The organism is Micromonospora sp. BQ11 (genome assembly GCF_052068135.1).
In the GTDB taxonomy this organism is placed as follows: Bacteria; Actinomycetota; Actinomycetes; order Mycobacteriales; family Micromonosporaceae; genus Micromonospora.
Map to the genome: position 1 here is coordinate 331365 of NZ_JBQHDB010000002.1, position 17169 is coordinate 348533.

Genomic DNA, 17169 nt, shown 5'->3' on the forward strand with positions numbered 1-17169 from the left:
CATGCTCATCACGGACGACTTCCTGCCCGTACCGGTCCCGGAGTCGCTGAGCGCGACCTACCTCGTCCCGATGGCCGGTCTGCCGACGGTGGGCACGAAGACGGCGGTGGAGCGGCTCACCGGGCGGCTGGCCGAGCCGGTATTCGGGCTGGCGCGGCAGATGCTCGACAGTCCCCTGATGTCCGTGGACACGCGACCGGTGAGCGAGTTCCCCGAGCTGCCGCCGGACCTGCTCACCGCGTTCGGGGCGACCGAGGCGCAACTGGCCCGCCTAGCCGCGGCGACGCACCTGGTGGTGGTGCAGGCCGAGTACCGGCCCGGCTGGCCGCCGGCGCACGAGTGGGCGGCGCGGGCGGTCGCCGCCGCGGTCGCCGACACCGCCGGCGGCGATGTCGTGGACGTGTTCGGCCTGCAGTTCCTCGACCCTGCGACGGCGCTGCGCTCACTGCCGGACGCCGACGGGCGGATCCGGCTGGTCGACTGGGTGCTCGTGCCGTACTCGTCGGACGCCGAGGGCCTCTGGTTCACCACCAAGGGCCTGCGCCGCTTCGGGCTGCTGGAGTTGCAGACCCAGGGCGTGCCGGACCACCTCACCCGCGCCTGGGGCGCGGTCATGACCGGCGCGGCACGCCGGCTGCTGCGGGACTGGACCGACGGCCTGTCCGGCGAGGAGGTGCCGGCGTTCGTGCAGCTTCCGGTGCTGGCGACGGTGACCGGGCACGACATCGCGGTCGCGTACGGCAACCCGGAGCAGCACGGCGCCACCGCCCCGGTGCTGCTGCGCCTGGAGCTGGACCCGGCCACCGACCCGGAAGCCGACTCGTTCCTCAGCCTGCGTCCGCCGGCCGGGCACCCGGGGCCGGACGGGCGCTACTACGCCACCGCCTGCGCCACGCTCTTCTCCGGCATCCAGCCGGACGTACGGTACGCGCGCTCCGGCGACGCCATGAGCAGGGCGGTGGCGACCGCCCGCGCCGCGCTGGGCGACATCCGGGCGCGGTTCCTCGCCGGTGCGCTCCCGCCGGAGACGCAACTGGTGGTCAAGTACGGCCTGCCCGGCGACGACGGCCCCGAGTTCGTGTGGGCCGGGGTGACCTCGTGGGAGGTTCCGGAGCGGATCGAAGGTGCGAGCGCCAGCGACGCCAACACCGACCCCACCGTCCGGATCGGCTCGCCGGTCGTCGTGGAGGCGAGCGACGTGGTGGACTGGGCGGTCCTGGACGGCACCGGCGTCATCGAGGGCGGCTGGACGCAGGCCGTCCTCGACGCCGGCGAACGCCCCGCTCCCCCCGTCTGACCCCGTCCCACCCCCGGCCCCACCCCCGGCCCCCGGGTCCCTCCGGGTTTCCCCTGTTGATCATGAAGTTGTCGCCCTCGCCATCGGCGTGTCCCGACAACAACTCCATGATCAACAGCGATGTCCGGGCCCCGGGCGGGGGTTACTTCACGGAGGGGTCGACGAAGGGGGGGCGGGTCAGGCGCATGCCGGCGCGGCGACCGCGGATGTCGACCTCGACCTCGGCGCCGTCGGGCAGTTCCGCGCCGGTGTCCACGAGGGCGAGGGCGATGCCCTGCTTCCTCGTCGGGCTGAAGGTGCCACTGGTGACGGTGCCGACCTGCGTGTCGCCGGAGAAGACGGCCATGCCGGGGCGTGGGATGGCCCGATCGACCGCCTCCAGGCCGCGGAGCGTACGCCGGGGGCCGGCGGCCTTCTCGGCGAGCAGCGCGTCCCGGCCCCAGAAGGCCGGCTTGTCCCAGCCGACGGCCCAGCCCGAGCGGGCCTGCACCGGGGTGATGTCCAGCGACAGGTCCTGCCCGTGCAGCGGGTACCCCATCTCGGTGCGCAGCGTGTCCCGGGCGGCCAGACCGCAGGCGCGCAGGTCGAGGCCGGCGGCGAACAGCGCGTCCCACACACCGACGGCGTGCTCGGCGGCCACCACCAGCTCGTACCCCAGCTCGCCGGTGTAGCCGGTGCGGCAGACGGTCAGCTCCGCCCCGGCCACCGTGCCGGTCGAGAAGCTCATGTACCCGTGGTCCGTCGGCAGGCCCAGGGCGTTGAGCAGGTCCCCCGAGCGAGGCCCCTGCACGGCGAGGACCGCGTACGCCTCGTGCTCGTCGGTGACGGTGACCGCCGGCGGCGCGGCGGCGCGCAGCCGGCGCACGACCTCCGCGGTGTTCGCGGCGTTCGGGACGAGGAAGACGTGGTCCTCGGCGTGCAGGTAGGCGATGATGTCGTCCACCACGCCGCCGGTGGCGTCGTCGCAGCAGAGGGTGTACTGCGCCCGGCCCGGTCCGATGCGGCGCAGGTCGTTGCTGAGGCAGGCGTTGACGAACTCCGCCGCGCCCGGCCCGGACACCCGCGCCTTGCCCAGGTGGGAGACGTCGAAGACACCCACGCCGGTCCGTACCGCGGTGTGCTCCTTGAGCACCCCGCCGCCGGCGTACTCCAGGGGCATCTCCCAGCCACCGAACGGGGCGAACTTGGCGCCGGCGGCGGTGTGCCGCTCGTGCAGCGGGGATCGGCGCAGCCGGGTCTCGGCGGCGTCGGTGGTCACGTCGGTCATGGGTGGGAACTTACCGGGGCCTGAACGGCTGGTTAGCATCGGCGGGACCCGCCGACGGTGTCGGCGGGACAGCCAGACGTCCGGCAGGTACCGTCCGCCGGAGACCTCCACCGCCGGTACGCGACGACGCGGCCGGCCCGGCCCGCCCGGAGTAGCTTCAGTGACATCGCCCAGCACCACCCTGAGCCTGGTCGACAGCGACCCCGCCGAACTCGCCGTCGACGCGATCGTGATCGGCGTGCACAGCCAGACCGGAGAGCAGGGCGCCACCAGCGGCCTCGCCGGGACCCTCCTGCTGGCCAGCGGTGCGGAGAGCATCGCCGCCGCCTTCGACGGCCGGCTGACCGAGACGCTGGCCCTGCTCGGCGCGACCGGCAGCCCCGGCGAGGTGATCAAGCTCGCGACCCTGGGCACCGTTACCACTCCGGTCGTCGCCGCGGTCGGCCTCGGCCCCGAGCCGACCGGTGCCGCACCGGCACCGGAGACCCTGCGCCGGGCCGCCGGCGCCGCCGTCCGCGCCCTGGCCGGCGCCGGCCGGGTGGCACTCGCCCTGCCGCTGCCCGACGACACCGACGCCCCCGCCGCGCTGCGCGCGGTGGCCGAGGGCGCACTGCTCGGCGGGTACCGCTTCGCCGGCTACAAGACCCGCCCGCAGCCGGCCCGGCGGGAGCCGGTCGGCGAGGTGCTGGTGGCGGTGCCGGACGCGGCCGACGCGACGGCGACGGCCGAGGTCGCCCGGGCCAAGGCGGTCACCGACGCCGTCCGGCTCACCCGGGACTGGGTCAACACCGCCCCGAACGAGCTGCGTCCGCCGGCGTTCGCCGACGCCGTGGCCACCGCCGCCCGGGAGGCCGGCCTGGAGGTCGAGGTGCTCGACGAGGCGGCCCTGGCCGCCGGCGGCTACGGCGGCATCATCGCCGTCGGGCAGGGCTCGGAGGCCCCGCCACGCCTGGTGAAGCTCAGCTACACGCCGGCCGGTGGCGGCACCGGCAAGCGGGTCGCACTGGTCGGCAAGGGGATCACCTTCGACACCGGCGGCATCTCGATCAAGCCGGCGCAGGGCATGTGGGAGATGAAGTCCGACATGGGCGGCGCCGCCGCGGTCGCCGCGACCATGCTGGCGGTCGCGGCGCTGAAGCCGTCGGTGCCGGTCACCGCGTACCTGCCGATGGCGGAGAACATGCCGTCCGGTACGTCGTACCGGCCGGGTGACGTGATCACCATGTTCAACGGCAAGAAGGTGGAGGTGCTCAACACCGACGCCGAGGGCCGCATGGTCCTGGGCGACGCCATCGCGCGGGCCTGCGCGGACGGCTGCGACTACCTCTTCGAGACCTCCACCCTGACCGGCGGCCAGGTCATCGCGCTCGGCAAGCGCATCGCCGGCGTGATGGGCACCCCGGAGCTGTGCGAGCGGGTCCGGACGGCCGGCGACGCGGTCGGCGAGCCGGCCTGGCCGATGCCGCTGCCGGACGACGTACGCAAGGGCATGGACTCCGACGTCGCGGACATCTCGCAGGTCAGCGCCGGGATGGACCGGGCCGGGCACATGCTCCAGGGCGGGGTCTTCCTGCGCGAGTTCGTCGCCGAGGACGTGGCGTGGGCGCACATCGACATCGCCGGCCCGAGCTACCACGCGGGTGAGGCGACCGGCTACTGGACCAAGGGCGGCACCGGCGTTCCGGTCCGCACGCTGGTCCAGCTGATCGACGACGTGGTCGCCAACGGCTGAGGCGTAAGGAAGGGCCCCCTGTTAACGCCTGGCGTTGTACAGGGGGCCCTTCTTAACACCTGACCGGCCGGGTTTCAGAACAGCTCGGGGCGGCGCTTGCGGCGTTCGTTGTAGTCCCGCATGCGCTGGGGGTACCCCACCAGGCGTACGTCGTAGACCGGGATGCCCGCCCGGTACGCGAAGCGCCGCGCCCCGTCCGGCCCGTCGATGCGGCGGCGGGTCCACTCCCCGTCGTCGGCGATCAGCATGACGGTCGTCTCGGTGACCGTGGTCCGGGGCTCGATGAACGCCTCGACGCCGCGTCGGGTCCGGACGAACGTCTCGAGGTGGTCCAGATCGGCACGGTCGGCCGCCCGGTCCAGGCTGACCGCGCCCGCCTTCTTCCGTCGTCGGAACAGTCCCACCGGTCGTCTCCCCCACACCGCGTCATCGAAGCCGGTGACAAGCGTACGTGTCGACGACGTGTCGTTGGGCACCTCGGTACGCAGCCTGCGCGCGGTGGTGACAAGATGACCGAGGTGGGGTGTGTCTGTTACTCCGCCGTAACCCTCGATGCAGCGACGCGACCTGGGAGTTGGACGTGAGCGAGCCGAACGAAGCGACCTTCGACATCGTCATTCTCGGAGGTGGCAGCGGCGGTTACGCGGCGGCGCTGCGTGCCGCCCAGCTGGACCTCTCCGTCGCCCTGATCGAGAAGGGCAAGCTCGGCGGCACCTGCCTGCACAACGGCTGCATCCCCACCAAGGCGCTGCTGCACGCGGCGGAGATCGCCGACTCCGCCCGCGAGTCGGAGCAGTTCGGCGTGAAGGCCGAGCTGCACGGCATCGACATGGCCGCCGTCAACTCGTACAAGGACGGCGTGGTCGCCCGTCTCTACAAGGGCCTGCAGGGTCTGGTCGGCGGCAGCAAGAACATCACCTTCGTGGCCGGCGCCGGCAAGCTGGTCGCGCCGAACACCGTCGAGGTCGACGGCAAGCGCTACACCGGGCGCAACGTGGTCCTGGCCTCCGGTTCGTACGCGAAGAGCCTTCCCGGCCTGGAGGTCGACGGCGAGCGGATCCTGACCAGCGACCACGCCCTGACCCTGGACCGGGTCCCGGCGTCGGCGATCGTGCTCGGCGGCGGTGTGATCGGCGTCGAGTTCGCCAGCGTGTGGAAGTCCTTCGGCGTGGACGTGACGATCGTCGAGGCGCTGCCCCGGCTGGTCGCCGCCGAGGACGAGGAGTCGTCCAAGGCGCTGGAGCGGGCCTTCCGCAAGCGGAAGATCAACTTCAAGGTCGGCAAGCCGTTCGAGAAGGTCGAGAAGACCGACAAGGGCGTCAAGCTGACCATCTCCGGCGGTGAGACGGTCGAGGCCGAGCTGCTGCTGGTCGCCGTCGGCCGGGGGCCGAACACCGCCAACCTCGGGTACGAGGAGCAGGGCGTGAAGATGGACCGCGGCTACGTGCTGACCGACGAGCGGCTGCGTACGAGCGTGCCGAACGTCTACGCCGTCGGCGACATCGTGCCCGGTCTGCAGCTCGCCCACCGCGGCTTCCAGCAGGGCATCTTCGTCGCCGAGGAGATCGCCGGCCAGAACCCCGCCGTGATCGACGAGGCCGGCATCCCCCGGGTCACCTACTCCGACCCGGAGCTGGCGTCGGTCGGCCTGACCGAGGCGAAGGCCAAGGAGCAGTACGGCGCCGACAAGATCAAGACCTACAACTACAACCTGGGTGGCAACGGCAAGAGCCAGATCCTCAAGACCACCGGCTTCGTGAAGCTGGTGCGCGTCGAGGACGGGCCGGTCGTCGGCGTGCACATGGTCGGCGCCCGGGTCGGTGAGCAGGTCGGTGAGGCCCAGCTCATCTACAACTGGGAGGCGTACCCGGCCGAGGTGGCGCAGCTCGTGCACGCCCACCCGACGCAGAACGAGGCCCTGGGCGAGGCGCACCTGGCCCTCGCCGGCAAGCCGCTGCACGCGCACGCCTGACCGAGAACTGATTCCGCGGCGTCCGGCGGCAGACGGGCGAGATCGCACCAGGGACTGAAGGAGTTTTGGAAGATGCCGGTATCGGTCACCATGCCCCGGCTCGGCGAGAGCGTCACCGAGGGCACCGTCACGCGCTGGCTCAAGCAGGAGGGCGACTCCGTCGAGGTCGACGAGCCGCTGCTCGAGGTGTCGACCGACAAGGTCGACACCGAGATCCCGTCCCCCGCGGCCGGCGTGCTGACCCGGATCGTGGTGGGCGAGGACGAGACCGCCGAGGTCGGCAGCGAGCTCGCCGTCATCGACGGTGAGGGCGGCGCGGTCGGCGGCGGCGAGGCTCCGCAGGAGGAGCCGGCCGAGCAGGCCGAGCCGGCCGCCGAGCCGACGGCGGCCGCCGAGGGCACCGCCGACCAGGTCGCGCAGGACGAGGCCCCCGAGGCCCCCAAGGCCGAGGCGCAGGCCGCCCCGACGCCGTCGGGCGGCGGCACGCCGGTGACGATGCCGGCGCTCGGTGAGAGCGTCACCGAAGGCACGGTCACCCGCTGGCTGAAGCAGGTCGGCGACACCGTCGAGGTGGACGAGCCGCTGCTGGAGGTCTCCACCGACAAGGTGGACACCGAGATCCCGTCGCCGGTCGCGGGCACCGTCCTCGAGATCAAGGTTCCCGAGGACGAGACCGCCGCGGTCGGTGCCGAGCTGGCCGTCATCGGCGCCGCCGGCGCCGCCCCCGCCGAGGCGAAGCCGGAGCCGAAGCCCGAGCCGAAGGCAGAGGCGAAGCCCGAGCCCAAGCCGGAGCCGAAGCCCGAGCCGAAGGCCGAGGCGAAGCCGGCGCCGTCGGTGTCCGAGCCGACCCCGGGCCTGTCGTACAACGAGCCGGCCGCGGAGGCCGAGGTCGCCGCCGAGCCGGTCAAGGCCGAGGAGGCCGCCCAGCCGGCCGCCCCGACCCCGACCCCGCAGCGCCCGACCGCCCCGGCCGCCGGCGGCGGCGAGGAGGCCGCCGGTTACGTGACCCCGCTGGTGCGCAAGCTGGCCGGCGAGCACGGCGTCGACCTGTCGTCGATCAACGGCACCGGCGTCGGTGGCCGGATCCGCAAGCAGGACGTGCTGGACGCGGCCGAGAAGGCCAAGGCGGCGAAGGCGGCCCCGGCCCCGGCGCCGCAGCAGCCCGCCGCGGCGGCCCCGTCCGCTCCGGCGGCGAAGCCGCAGCCCAGCGCCAAGCGCGGTACGACCGAGAAGCTGCCCCGGATCCGCAAGGCCATCGCCAAGCGGATGCACGAGTCGCTGCACGAGATGGCGCAGCTCACCACGGTCGTCGAGGTGGACGTCACCAGGATCGCCAAGCTGCGGGCGCGGGCGAAGGACTCCTTCCAGCAGCGGCACGGCGTGAAGCTGTCCTTCCTGCCGTTCTTCGCCCTCGCCGCCGTCGAGGCGCTGCAGACGCACCCGATCGTCAACGCCAGCATGGACCTCGAGGGTGGGACGATCACCTACCCGGAGGCCGAGCACCTCGGCATCGCCGTCGACACCGAGCGCGGTCTCCTGGTGCCGGTCATCCACAACGCCGGTGACCTCAACCTCGGCGGCATCGCCAAGCGGGTCGCCGACCTGGCCGAGCGCACCCGGACCAACAAGATCAGCCCGGACGAGCTCGCCGGCGCGACCTTCACGCTGACCAACACGGGCAGCCGGGGTGCGCTCTTCGACACCCCGATCGTGCCGTCGCCGCAGTCGGCGATGCTCGGCACGGGTGCCGTGGTGAAGCGGCCGGTCGTGGTCAACGACCCGGACCTGGGTGAGGTCGTCGCCGTCCGGTCGATGATCTACCTGGCCATGTCGTACGACCACCGCCTGATCGACGGCGCCGACGCCGCCCGTTTCCTGTCGACGGTCAAGGAGCGGCTGGAGGCCGGCAACTTCGAGGCCGAGCTGGGCCTGTAGCACCGCGTACGACGAGAGGGGCGCCCCGGACGGGGCGCCCCTCTCTCGCGTACGTGGTCAGGACGCGAGCGTCTCCTCGAAGACCTGCGCCTACGGTGGGTAGCCGGTGCGGGTGCCCGGCTGGTTCGGGCCGGCCTGCGCTGCCGCGCCGCCGGCTGACCCGATTCCGGTCCCAGCCGCCGTGACCCGCTGAGAGAGTGGGTCGGTGGGAGGTTCCCGGTGGCGCAGTCGGTTGGGGCCCGCCGTCGCCGTCGCCCCCGGCGCCCGGGTGGACAAGTTCGAGGTCTTCTTCGACCTGGTCTTCGTCTTCTCGTTCTTCATCATCACGCGGGCCACCGCCGTGCAGATCAACGGCCGGCAGCTCCTGCACGCCCTGCTGGTGCTCGCCGTGCTCTGGTGGTGCTGGGTGGTCCACAGCATCGTCGCCACCCGGGTGCGGCTCGGGGTCGGATTCGTACCGGTGCTGATGGTGATCAGCATGGCGGCGCTGTTCTGCTTCGCGCTCGCCCTGCCGCAGGCGTTCGGCGACCCGCGCGCGGGGGCGGCCGGGCCGGCGGTGGTGGCGGTGAGCTACGTGGTGATCCGCGCGGTGCACCTGGTGCTCTACGTGCACGTGGTGCAGGGCAGCCCGGACGAGCGCCGGCAGCTGCGGCACTTCACGCCGGAGATCGTCATGAGCACTCTCCTGTTGAGCGCGGCGGCGCTGGTGCCGCCCCGGATCGACGATGTGGACCAGGCCACCATGGTCCGGGACATGCTGTGGCTGACGGTCGTGGTGCTGCAGTACGCCACCGGGCTCATCGCCGGCACCTGGGGTTGGGGGATCACCTCCGCCGAACACTGGACCGAGCGGTACGACCTCATCCTGATCATCGCCCTCGGCGAGTCGGTCATCTCCGTCGGCGTCGGCAGCAACCTGCTCGGCCAGCCCCCCACCTGGCCGGCGGTCGCCGCCGCCGCCCTCGGCATCGTCTTCACCGCCGCCCTCTGGTGGGCGCACTACGACATGATCGGGCCGGCCGCGCGGATCGCCCTGCACGCGGCCGAGGGTCGGCCGCGGGTGGCGATGGCCCGGGACGCGTACGCCTACCTGTACCTGCCGATGATCGCCGGCATCATCCTGTTCGCCCTGGGCGCCGAGGAGATCGTGCACGAGATCGCCGACCCGAAGATCCCGATCGCCGAACCGGCGCACGGGCCGGCCGTGCCGCTGCTCTTCGGCGGGGTGGCCTGCTACCTGTCGGCGAACATGCTGTTCCAGCTGCGCACCCTGCGGACCGTGTCGTGGACCCGGGTCGTCACGGTGCTGCTGCTCCTGGCCGCCATCCCGGTCGGGATGCACCTGCCGGGGCTGGCCACCCTCGCCCTGCTCACCGCGATCTGCGTCGGGCTCGTCGCAGCGGAGGTGGTGATCTTCACCGAGGGGCGGCGGGCCCTGCACGCGGTCGTCTTCGAGGAGCGGACCACCCACGAGGCGCACGAGGCGGCGTGGCGCGCGCGCTGGAAGGAGAAGCACGCCGAGGACCCCTCGACCTGACGCCCCCACGAGCCGGGCGTACTCGCGTAGGTTCGTCGGAAGCGTCGCGGTGTACCCGGCACGGAGACCGCCGAGGGCATGGAGGCGCGCGCCCGCCTGAGGAACCACATGTCACCACCACCCCCGCCGTACGGACGCCTGCGCGCCCTCGGCCACCACCTCGTCGAGATCCACCTCTGGCTCCGCGAGGAGCTGGACCGCATCCGCGACAGCCTGGACGCCGACGGCCCGGGCGTACGCCCTCGGGACCTGCGGGCCCACTGCCTGGCCTTCTGCGCGACCCTGACCCGCCACCACACCGGCGAGGACCGCGGAGCGTTCCGGATGCTCGCCGAGCGGGTGCCGGAGCTGCGGCCGGTGCTGCGCGAGCTGGAGGCCGACCACCGGCTCGTGGAGGCCGCGCTGCGCCGGGTCGAGGACCTGCTCGACGGGACCCACCCAATCGAGAAGGTCCGCAACGAGCTGGACACCCTCGCCGCGCTGCTGGAGACCCACTTCCTCTACGAGGAGAAGAAGCTGACCGCGGCCCTCGACGCGCTGGAGGACGGCCGCACCGAGGATCTGCTCGGGGTTCCGCTGCCGCCGCAGGACTGGTGATCTGCCGGTAGCAGAAACGGCCCGTCCGGGCTCGCCGCCGGGGCCGGCCGGCGGCAGGCTGGCACGGGTGACGACCTTCTCCCTCCAGGCCTCCCCCACCGACGCCGCCGACTGGCTGGACCTGGCCCGCCGGGCGGAGGCGGCCGGCTTCGACGCCCTGTTCGCCGCCGACCACCCGGGGGCGGTGCCGTCACCGTTCGTCACTCTCGCCGCCGCGGCGGCGGTCACGACCACGCTGGGCCTCGGGTCGTACGTCTCGAACGCCGGCGTCCGTGAGCCGGCCCTGCTCGCCGCGGACGTCGCCACCCTCGACCTGGTGTCCGGCGGTCGGGCCCGGCTGGGTCTGGGCGCCGGCCACACCCCGGCCGAGTGGCGTGCCGTCGGCCGGGAGCGCCCGGACGTCGCGGGCCGCGTACGCCGGTGCGTGGCCGTGGCCGAGGCCGTACGCGCCCTGCTCGACGGCGAGGAGGTCACCGTCGACACGCCCGACCTGGTCGTGCGCGGCGCCCGGCTGAACCGGCCCCGTCCCGTCCAGGCCCGGATCCCGCTGACCGTCGGCACCGCGAACTCCCGGCTGCTGCGCTGGGCGGGCGCTCAGGCCGACGTCGTCGGGCTCGCCGGGCTCGGCCGCACGCTGCCCGACGGGTACGCGCACGAGGTCCGCTGGCGGGAGGCCGACACGGAGGCGCAGCTGGCGCAGGTGGCGGCGGGTGCGGCGGGCCGGGCGACCCCGCCCGCGCTGGAGGCCCTGGTGCAGCAGGTGGTGGTCACCGACGACGCCGAGGCCGCCGCCGCCGATATCGCCCGGGACACGGGCCTGACGGTGGAGGAAGTGCTCGCCACGCCGTACGTCCTGATCGGCACGGAGGACGAGATCGTTGCGGCCGTCGCCGCCCACGAACGCCGCTGGGGCATCACCCGTTTCGTCGTACGCCGCGACGCGCTCGACCCGCTCACCCCGGTCCTCGGTCGCCTCGCCGCGAGCGCTCAGGCGAGCCGCTCGTAGAAGCGGATCTTCTCGCGGAGGTGGTCGTACTGGCGCTGGAGCAGGCGCATCTGCTCCTCCACCCGGCCGGCGTGCCGCTCCAGCAGGGCCCGGCGGTCGGTGGCGGTGTGCTCGCCCTCCCGGGCCAGTTCGGCGTACCGGCGCATCTCGGCGATCGGCATGCCGGTGTCCCGCAGGCAGCGGAACAGCACCAGCCAGCCCAGGTCGTCGTCGGTGAAGACGCGCCGCCCGCCGGGCGTGCGGTCGACCGTGCCGAGCAGCCCGACCTTCTCGTAGTAGCGCAGGGTGTCGAGGCTGAACCCGCTGCGTCGGGCGGCCTCGGAGGGTGCGTACATGTCCGGAGGCTAGCGCTTGACCTGGAGCGCACTCCAGCTTGGAAGCTGTACCCATGAGGACGACACGGACACTGGGCCGCAGCGGCATCGAGGTCAGCGCGCTGGGGATGGGTTGCTGGGCGATCGGCGGGCCGCTCTGGGAGGGGGACCAGCCGCTCGGCTGGGGCGAGGTCGACGACGACGAATCGGTCCGCACCATCCACCGGGCGCTCGACCTGGGGGTGACTCTCTTCGACACGTCCAGCAACTACGGCGCGGGGCACAGCGAGCGGGTCCTCGGCCGCGCCCTGGCGGGACGCCGCGACCGGGTGGTGATCGCCACGAAGTTCGGCTACCCGACGGACGAGGCCACCCGCCAGGCCACCGGCACGGACGCCAGCCCGGAGTACGCGCGGCGGAGCCTGGAGGGCTCGCTGCGCCGGCTCGGCACCGACCACGTCGACCTGTACCAACTACACGTCAACGCGCTGCCGGCGGCGCAGGCGCTCGACCTGGTCGACACGCTGGAGGACCTGGTCATCGAGGGCGCCATCCGGGCGTACGGCTGGAGCACCGACGACCCGGAGTCGGCGCGGGCGTTCGCGGCGGCCGGGCCGCACTGCGCGGCGATCCAGCACGACCAGTCGGTGTTGAAGGACAACGCGGCGATGTTCGCGGTCTGCGAGGAGTTCGACCTGGCCAGCCTCAACCGGGGACCGCTGGCGATGGGCCTGCTCACCGACCGGTACCAGGCCGCTCCGGCGGCCAAGGGCCGCGACGACGTGCGCGGGGTGGCCCCCGAGTGGCTGTCCTGGTTCACCGACGGCGTGCCGAACGCCGAATGGGCCGAGCGGGTGGCGCGGGTCCGCGAGGTCCTCACCGCCGACGGTCGTACCCTCGCCCAGGGCGCGCTGGGCTGGCTGCTCGCGCGCAGCCCGCGCACGGTGCCCATCCCCGGCTGCCGCACGGTGGTGCAGGCGGAGGAGAACTTCGGGACCCTGGCGTACGGTCCGCTGCCCGAGGCGGCCTTCGCCGAGGTGGAAAGGCTCCTCGCCGAGCTGCGCACCGCCGCGCCGACCGCCTGAGGCGGCCGCTGCTCGGCGTATCGGTGGAAGGGTGCGTGGGTGGAACACCATGGCTCTCTCCGCACCGCCTTGACACCCATGGTGTTCCACTCACCGACGCCACCGGCCGGTCGAGCAGGTGAGGGCTCTTGCCGCTCGGCGCATCCAAGACCGGCCCCGTGGCCGAAGATAGGAGCATGCGGATCCTCATGGCCGGCGCGTCCGGCTTCCTCGGCACCCGGCTGGTCGACCGGCTCACCCGGGACGGGCACCAGGTCGTCCGGCTGGTCCGGCGGACGCCGCGCAATCCCGACGAACGCCGGTGGGACCCGTCCGCCGGTCAGCTCGACCCGACGGTGGTCGCGGAGGCCGACGCCGTGGTCAACCTGGCCGGTGCGGGTGTCGGCGACAAGCGGTGGACCGACGAGTACCGGCAGCTCATCCGGACCAGCCGGGTCGACACCACGACCACCCTCGCGGTCATGATCGCCGGCCTGCCGGCTGCCGACCGGCCGAAGGTGCTGCTGAACTCCTCGGCGGTGGGTTGGTACGGCGACACCGGCGACCGGTCGGTCGAGGAGGACGCCCCGGCGGGCGAGGGCTTCCTCGCCGACGTGTGCCGGGTGTGGGAGGCGGCGACGCGGCCGGCCGAGGACGCGGGTGTACGGGTGGTGCGGCTGCGCACCGGCCTGCCCCTGCACCGCGACGGCGGGCTGCTCAAGCCGCAGCTCCTGCCGTTCCGGCTGGGCGTCGCCGGGCGGCTCGGCAGCGGCCGGCAGTGGCTGCCCTGGATCTCGATGACCGACTGGCTCGACGCGACCCGGTTCCTGCTGGACCGGGACGACGTGGCCGGCCCGGTGAACATGGTCGGGCCGGCGCCGGTGACCAACGCCGAGTTCACGAAGGAACTGGCCCGGCAACTGCACCGGCCGGCGGTCATCCCGATCCCGGCCCTGGCGCTGAAGGTGGCGCTCGGTGGTTTCGCGCAGGACGCCCTCGCGAGCACCCGTGTCCTGCCGGGCGTCCTGCCGAGGGCTGGCTTCACCTACCGCCACCCCGACCTGTCCAGCGCCCTGCACGCCGCCCTGACGGAGTAAGGAAGGGCCCCCCGTTAACGCCTGGTGTAGAGCAGGGGGCCCTTCTTAACGCGGGTCGGTCGGGTCAGCAGCCGATCACCCAGTAGCCGGGACCGGTCTGCCTGAGGGTGCTGCTGTAGAAGGTGTTGTTGAGGCCCATCCGCTGGTTGGAGCCGTTGGCGTACGCGTACCCGCCGGAGGCGTAGGCGCGACCGGCGGTGACGTGCGCGTAGTTGCTGGCGGTGACGCAGGTCGGGCTCGTCGGGGTGGGGGTCGGCGTCGCGGTCGGGCTGGGCGTCGGGCCGGTGGTCGGCGTCGGGGTGGGGCTGGTGCCGCCGCCGTTCAGGCCGAAGAAGAGCGCGTCGTGGTACGTCGAGCAGATGGTGTCCAGGATGTACGCGCCGGCGGTGCCGCACTGGTCCTGCGCCGGACCCGGGTCGACCGGCGTGCCATGGCCCATCCCGGAGACGCGGTAGACCCGCACGTCGTTGTCGCCGTACACCTCCAGGCTGGTGCTGGCGGGCAGCGACGCCGTGCTCGTCGGGGTCTGCGGGACACCCCGGACGTTGGTCCACTGGTCGCGCAGCTCGGTGGCGTTGGCCGGCACCACGACGTAGTCGGACGTACCGTGCCAGATCGAGACCCGGGGGTACGGGCCGGTGTAGCCGGGGTGGGCGTTGCGCACCAGGTCACCCCAGGCGGCCGGCGTCTTGTCGACGCCGCTGTACTGGCAGGTGCTGGTCGTGGCCGGCGGCGAGCAGCGGTACGGCAGGCCGGCGATGACCGAGCCGGCGCGGAAGACGTCCGGGTACGTGGCGAGCATGACCGCGCTCATCGCGCCACCGGCGGAGAGCCCGCTGACGAAGACGCGTCCCGGGTCGGTGCCGTAGGTGGTCCTGGCGTGGTCGACCATCTGCTTGATCGACAGCGCCTCGCCCTGACCGCGCCGGATGTCGCCCTCGACGAACCAGTTGAAGCAGGAGTTGCTCTGGTTGGCGCTGGACTGGCCGGCCACGATCACGACGAACTTCCACTGGTCGGCGTACTTCTGCCAGCCGGTGCCGTTGAAGTAGCCGGTGGCGTTCTGGGTGCAGCCGTGCAGGAGCACCACGACGGGGGCGTTGGCCGGCAGGTTGTCCGGACGGTACGCGTACATGGCCAGGTTGCCGGGGTTGGAACCGAACCCGGTGACCTGGGTGAGGCTGGCGGCCTGGGCGGGGGCGGACACCGCGACGACCGCCGCGGCGGCCAGGACGAGCCCGGCTGCCGCGCCGGCCAGCCGGGCGAGGAGGGTGGGGTTGCGGCGCACGGGGGCCTCCTGTCGGATGTGTGAACTGGGTCACCCGCGAGTTGCCGCGACGTTACGTCGATGTGTCGGTGATGTGACATGGGCCACCGTCACACATTCGCGGCCGTCGAGGTGTGCGGTCGGGGTCGCCCGTTAAGCGGGGGCCCTTCTCCTACGCGAGGCGTTAACGGGGGGCCCTTCCTTGCACGTCTGACCGGTGTGCCGAGATCCGGTTGGTAACGTCCGCTGCGTGCCGACCTCCCCGTCCCTGGCTCCCTCGCCGCCCTCCGTGCCCCGTGCCGTCCGCGACCGCCGGGCAGATCTCGTCGTGGTGGTGGCCGCGCTGATCCTGGCCGTCTGGGTCACCAGCGGCCTGTGGCGGGACCCGAACGGCCGCGCCATCACCGTCAACTCCAGCGACCAGGCGCTCTTCGAGTGGCTGCTGGCGTTCGGCGGCCACGCGGTGACCCACGGGGAGAACCCGCTCTTCACGTACCTGATCAACGTCCCGGACGGGGTCAACCTCGCGGTCAACACCTCGATCACCGTGTACGCGGTGGTCTTCGCGCCGCTGACGTACCTGATCGGGCCGCCGGCCACCTTCCTGGTGATCCTCACCCTGAACCTCGCCGCCACCGCGCTGGCCTGGTACTGGCTGCTGTCCCGGCAGTTCGGCCTGAGCGGGCTCGCCGCCGGCGTCGGCGGGCTGTTCGTCGGCTTCTCCCCCGGCATGGTCTCCCACGCCAACGCCCACCTGAACTGGACCGCCGGCTGGCTGGTGCCGCTGCTGATCTGGCGGGTCTTCGCGTTGCGCCGTCCGGAGAGCCGGCTGCGCAACGGGGTGATCCTCGGCGTGCTGGTCGCGGTCGCGTTCTCCATCGCGGCCGAGGGGCTCTTCTTCACCGCCCTGGCGCTCGGCGTCTTCGTCGCCGTGTGGGCACTGCACCCGGCCACCCGGGCGGAGGCGCGGGCGGTGCTGCCCGGCTTCCTGGGCGGGCTCGGGGTGACCGCCGTGACCGCCGGCGTGCTGCTGGCGTACCCCCTGTGGCTGCACTTCGCCGGCCCGCAGCGCTTCCACGGCACCGGGTTCGACCCGGTGATCCACTCCGAGGACATCGCCGCGTACGGGGCATGGCCGAGCCGGTCCGTCGCCGGCGAGGCGGGGCTGGATACTCCGCTCGCCCCCAATCCGACCGAGGAGAACTCGTTCTTCGGCTTCCCACTGCTGGTGCTGACGGTCGCCTGCCTCGTGCTCCTGTGGCGCCGGGCCACTCCCGGGCGCCGGGCCACCCTGTGGGCGCTGGGCGTGGTCGCCGTGACCTTCACGGTGCTCTCCTTCGGGCCGGTGGCGAAGATCGACGGCCGCCGGATCGACCTGCCGCTGCCCTTCGACCTGCTCGGGGAGCTGCCGGTGGTGAACGCCGCCCTGCCCGCCCGGCTGGCCCTCGTGGTGGCCCCGGTGATCGGGGTGCTGCTGGCGTACGCGGTGGACCAGCTCCGCGCCGATCCACCGCGGCGGCGGCCCGCGCGGCTGGCCTGGGGCGCGGGATTCGCGGTGGCGCTGCTGCCGCTGCTGCCGACGCCGCTGCTGACCGTCGCGCGCGAGCCGATCCCGAGGTTCATCACCTCCGGCACCTGGACGGAGTACGTCTCCCCGGGCGGCGTGCTCACCCCGCTGCCGCTGACCCTGGACGTGTACCCGGACGGTCAGCGCTGGCAGGCGCACGCCCTCGCGCACCGGCAGGGCGAGTTCGCCATCCCGGCCGGGTTCTTCCTCGGCCCCGGCGGCCCGGACGGACGGGGTCAGATCGGCCCGCCGCGTCGACTGCTGAGCGACCTGATGGACCAGGCCGGCCGTACCGGGCTGGTGCCGATCATCACCACCGGCACGATCGACGTGGTCCGGGCCGACGTGCGGCACTGGCGGATCGAGACGCTGGTGCTCGCCGACGAGGTGCACGGGGCCAAGTGGCCCGTCGACGAGGACGCGATCCGGCGTACCGCCACCGTCCTGTTCGGCGAGCCGCAGCGCGTCGACGACGTGTGGGTGTGGCGGGTACGTCAGGACTGAGGCACGCGCCGGG

The 17169-nt window shown here is 73.1% G+C and carries 14 protein-coding genes; 10 read left to right on the plus strand and 4 right to left on the minus strand.

The genetic code is table 11. From position 1 onward, the window contains the following. Position 1 precedes the first annotated feature (1 nt). A complete protein-coding gene (locus ACTMSW_RS05490; protein WP_441179325.1) occupies positions 2-1297 on the plus strand; it encodes a DUF2314 domain-containing protein in 1296 nt (431 codons plus the stop codon). Between the two features lie 142 nt (positions 1298-1439). Here the strand turns inward: ACTMSW_RS05490 and gcvT are convergent, their stop codons facing one another. After that, the gene (gene gcvT / locus ACTMSW_RS05495) at positions 1440-2564 is read right to left on the minus strand and encodes a glycine cleavage system aminomethyltransferase GcvT (protein ID WP_441179326.1); all 1125 of its coding nucleotides are present in this window, start codon (positions 2562-2564) and stop codon (positions 1440-1442) included. Between the two features lie 160 nt (positions 2565-2724). Here gcvT and ACTMSW_RS05500 point away from each other — a divergent pair, with 160 nt between their 5' ends. Further along, positions 2725-4296 carry a leucyl aminopeptidase gene (locus ACTMSW_RS05500; protein ID WP_441179327.1) on the plus strand — a complete coding sequence of 524 codons (1572 nt, stop codon included), beginning with the start codon at positions 2725-2727 and terminating at the stop codon, positions 4294-4296. 74 nt (positions 4297-4370) lie between these two features. On the opposite strand, the gene ACTMSW_RS05505 is transcribed toward ACTMSW_RS05500, so the two are convergent. Beyond that, the gene (locus ACTMSW_RS05505; protein ID WP_441179328.1) at positions 4371-4700 is read right to left on the minus strand and encodes a hypothetical protein; all 330 of its coding nucleotides are present in this window, start codon (positions 4698-4700) and stop codon (positions 4371-4373) included. A 176-nt stretch (positions 4701-4876) separates the two neighbouring features. Here ACTMSW_RS05505 and lpdA point away from each other — a divergent pair, with 176 nt between their 5' ends. From lpdA to ACTMSW_RS05530, 5 genes are all read left to right on the plus strand, one after another. Beyond that, the gene (lpdA, locus tag ACTMSW_RS05510) at positions 4877-6268 is read left to right on the plus strand and encodes a dihydrolipoyl dehydrogenase (protein ID WP_441179329.1); all 1392 of its coding nucleotides are present in this window, start codon (positions 4877-4879) and stop codon (positions 6266-6268) included. A gap of 72 nt (positions 6269-6340) precedes the next feature. Then, on the plus strand, positions 6341-8203 hold the full coding sequence (gene sucB, locus ACTMSW_RS05515; protein ID WP_441179330.1) for a 2-oxoglutarate dehydrogenase, E2 component, dihydrolipoamide succinyltransferase: 1863 nt from the start codon (positions 6341-6343) through the stop codon (positions 8201-8203). A 205-nt stretch (positions 8204-8408) separates the two neighbouring features. Then, positions 8409-9740, plus strand: coding sequence for a low temperature requirement protein A (locus tag ACTMSW_RS05520; RefSeq protein ID WP_441179331.1), 1332 nt, complete (start codon positions 8409-8411; stop codon positions 9738-9740). 108 nt (positions 9741-9848) lie between these two features. After that, positions 9849-10337 carry a hemerythrin domain-containing protein gene (locus tag ACTMSW_RS05525; RefSeq protein ID WP_441179332.1) on the plus strand — a complete coding sequence of 163 codons (489 nt, stop codon included), beginning with the start codon at positions 9849-9851 and terminating at the stop codon, positions 10335-10337. A gap of 67 nt (positions 10338-10404) precedes the next feature. Next, positions 10405-11343 carry a TIGR03621 family F420-dependent LLM class oxidoreductase gene (locus ACTMSW_RS05530; protein WP_441179333.1) on the plus strand — a complete coding sequence of 313 codons (939 nt, stop codon included), beginning with the start codon at positions 10405-10407 and terminating at the stop codon, positions 11341-11343. On the opposite strand, the gene ACTMSW_RS05535 is transcribed toward ACTMSW_RS05530, so the two are convergent. Next, positions 11325-11678 (minus strand): MerR family transcriptional regulator, encoded by a 354-nt coding sequence (locus ACTMSW_RS05535; protein WP_441179334.1) that lies wholly within the window; start codon positions 11676-11678, stop codon positions 11325-11327. The genes ACTMSW_RS05530 and ACTMSW_RS05535 overlap by 19 nt on opposite strands. A gap of 53 nt (positions 11679-11731) precedes the next feature. Here ACTMSW_RS05535 and ACTMSW_RS05540 point away from each other — a divergent pair, with 53 nt between their 5' ends. Together ACTMSW_RS05540 and ACTMSW_RS05545 are read left to right on the plus strand one after the other, a co-directional pair. Then, positions 11732-12742: an aldo/keto reductase gene (locus ACTMSW_RS05540; RefSeq protein ID WP_441179335.1), complete on the plus strand. Its 1011-nt coding sequence runs from the start codon at positions 11732-11734 to the stop codon at positions 12740-12742. Between the two features lie 176 nt (positions 12743-12918). After that, complete coding sequence (locus ACTMSW_RS05545; RefSeq protein WP_441179336.1) at positions 12919-13818, plus strand: TIGR01777 family oxidoreductase; 900 nt, start codon at positions 12919-12921, stop codon at positions 13816-13818. A gap of 64 nt (positions 13819-13882) precedes the next feature. Here ACTMSW_RS05545 and ACTMSW_RS05550 read toward each other — a convergent pair whose 3' ends face one another. After that, complete coding sequence (locus ACTMSW_RS05550) at positions 13883-15106, minus strand: extracellular catalytic domain type 1 short-chain-length polyhydroxyalkanoate depolymerase (RefSeq protein ID WP_441179337.1); 1224 nt, start codon at positions 15104-15106, stop codon at positions 13883-13885. Between the two features lie 229 nt (positions 15107-15335). Between ACTMSW_RS05550 and ACTMSW_RS05555 the strand changes: the two genes are divergently transcribed. Then, the gene (locus ACTMSW_RS05555; RefSeq protein ID WP_441179338.1) at positions 15336-17156 is read left to right on the plus strand and encodes a DUF2079 domain-containing protein; all 1821 of its coding nucleotides are present in this window, start codon (positions 15336-15338) and stop codon (positions 17154-17156) included. Positions 17157-17169: the final 13 nt, after the last annotated feature.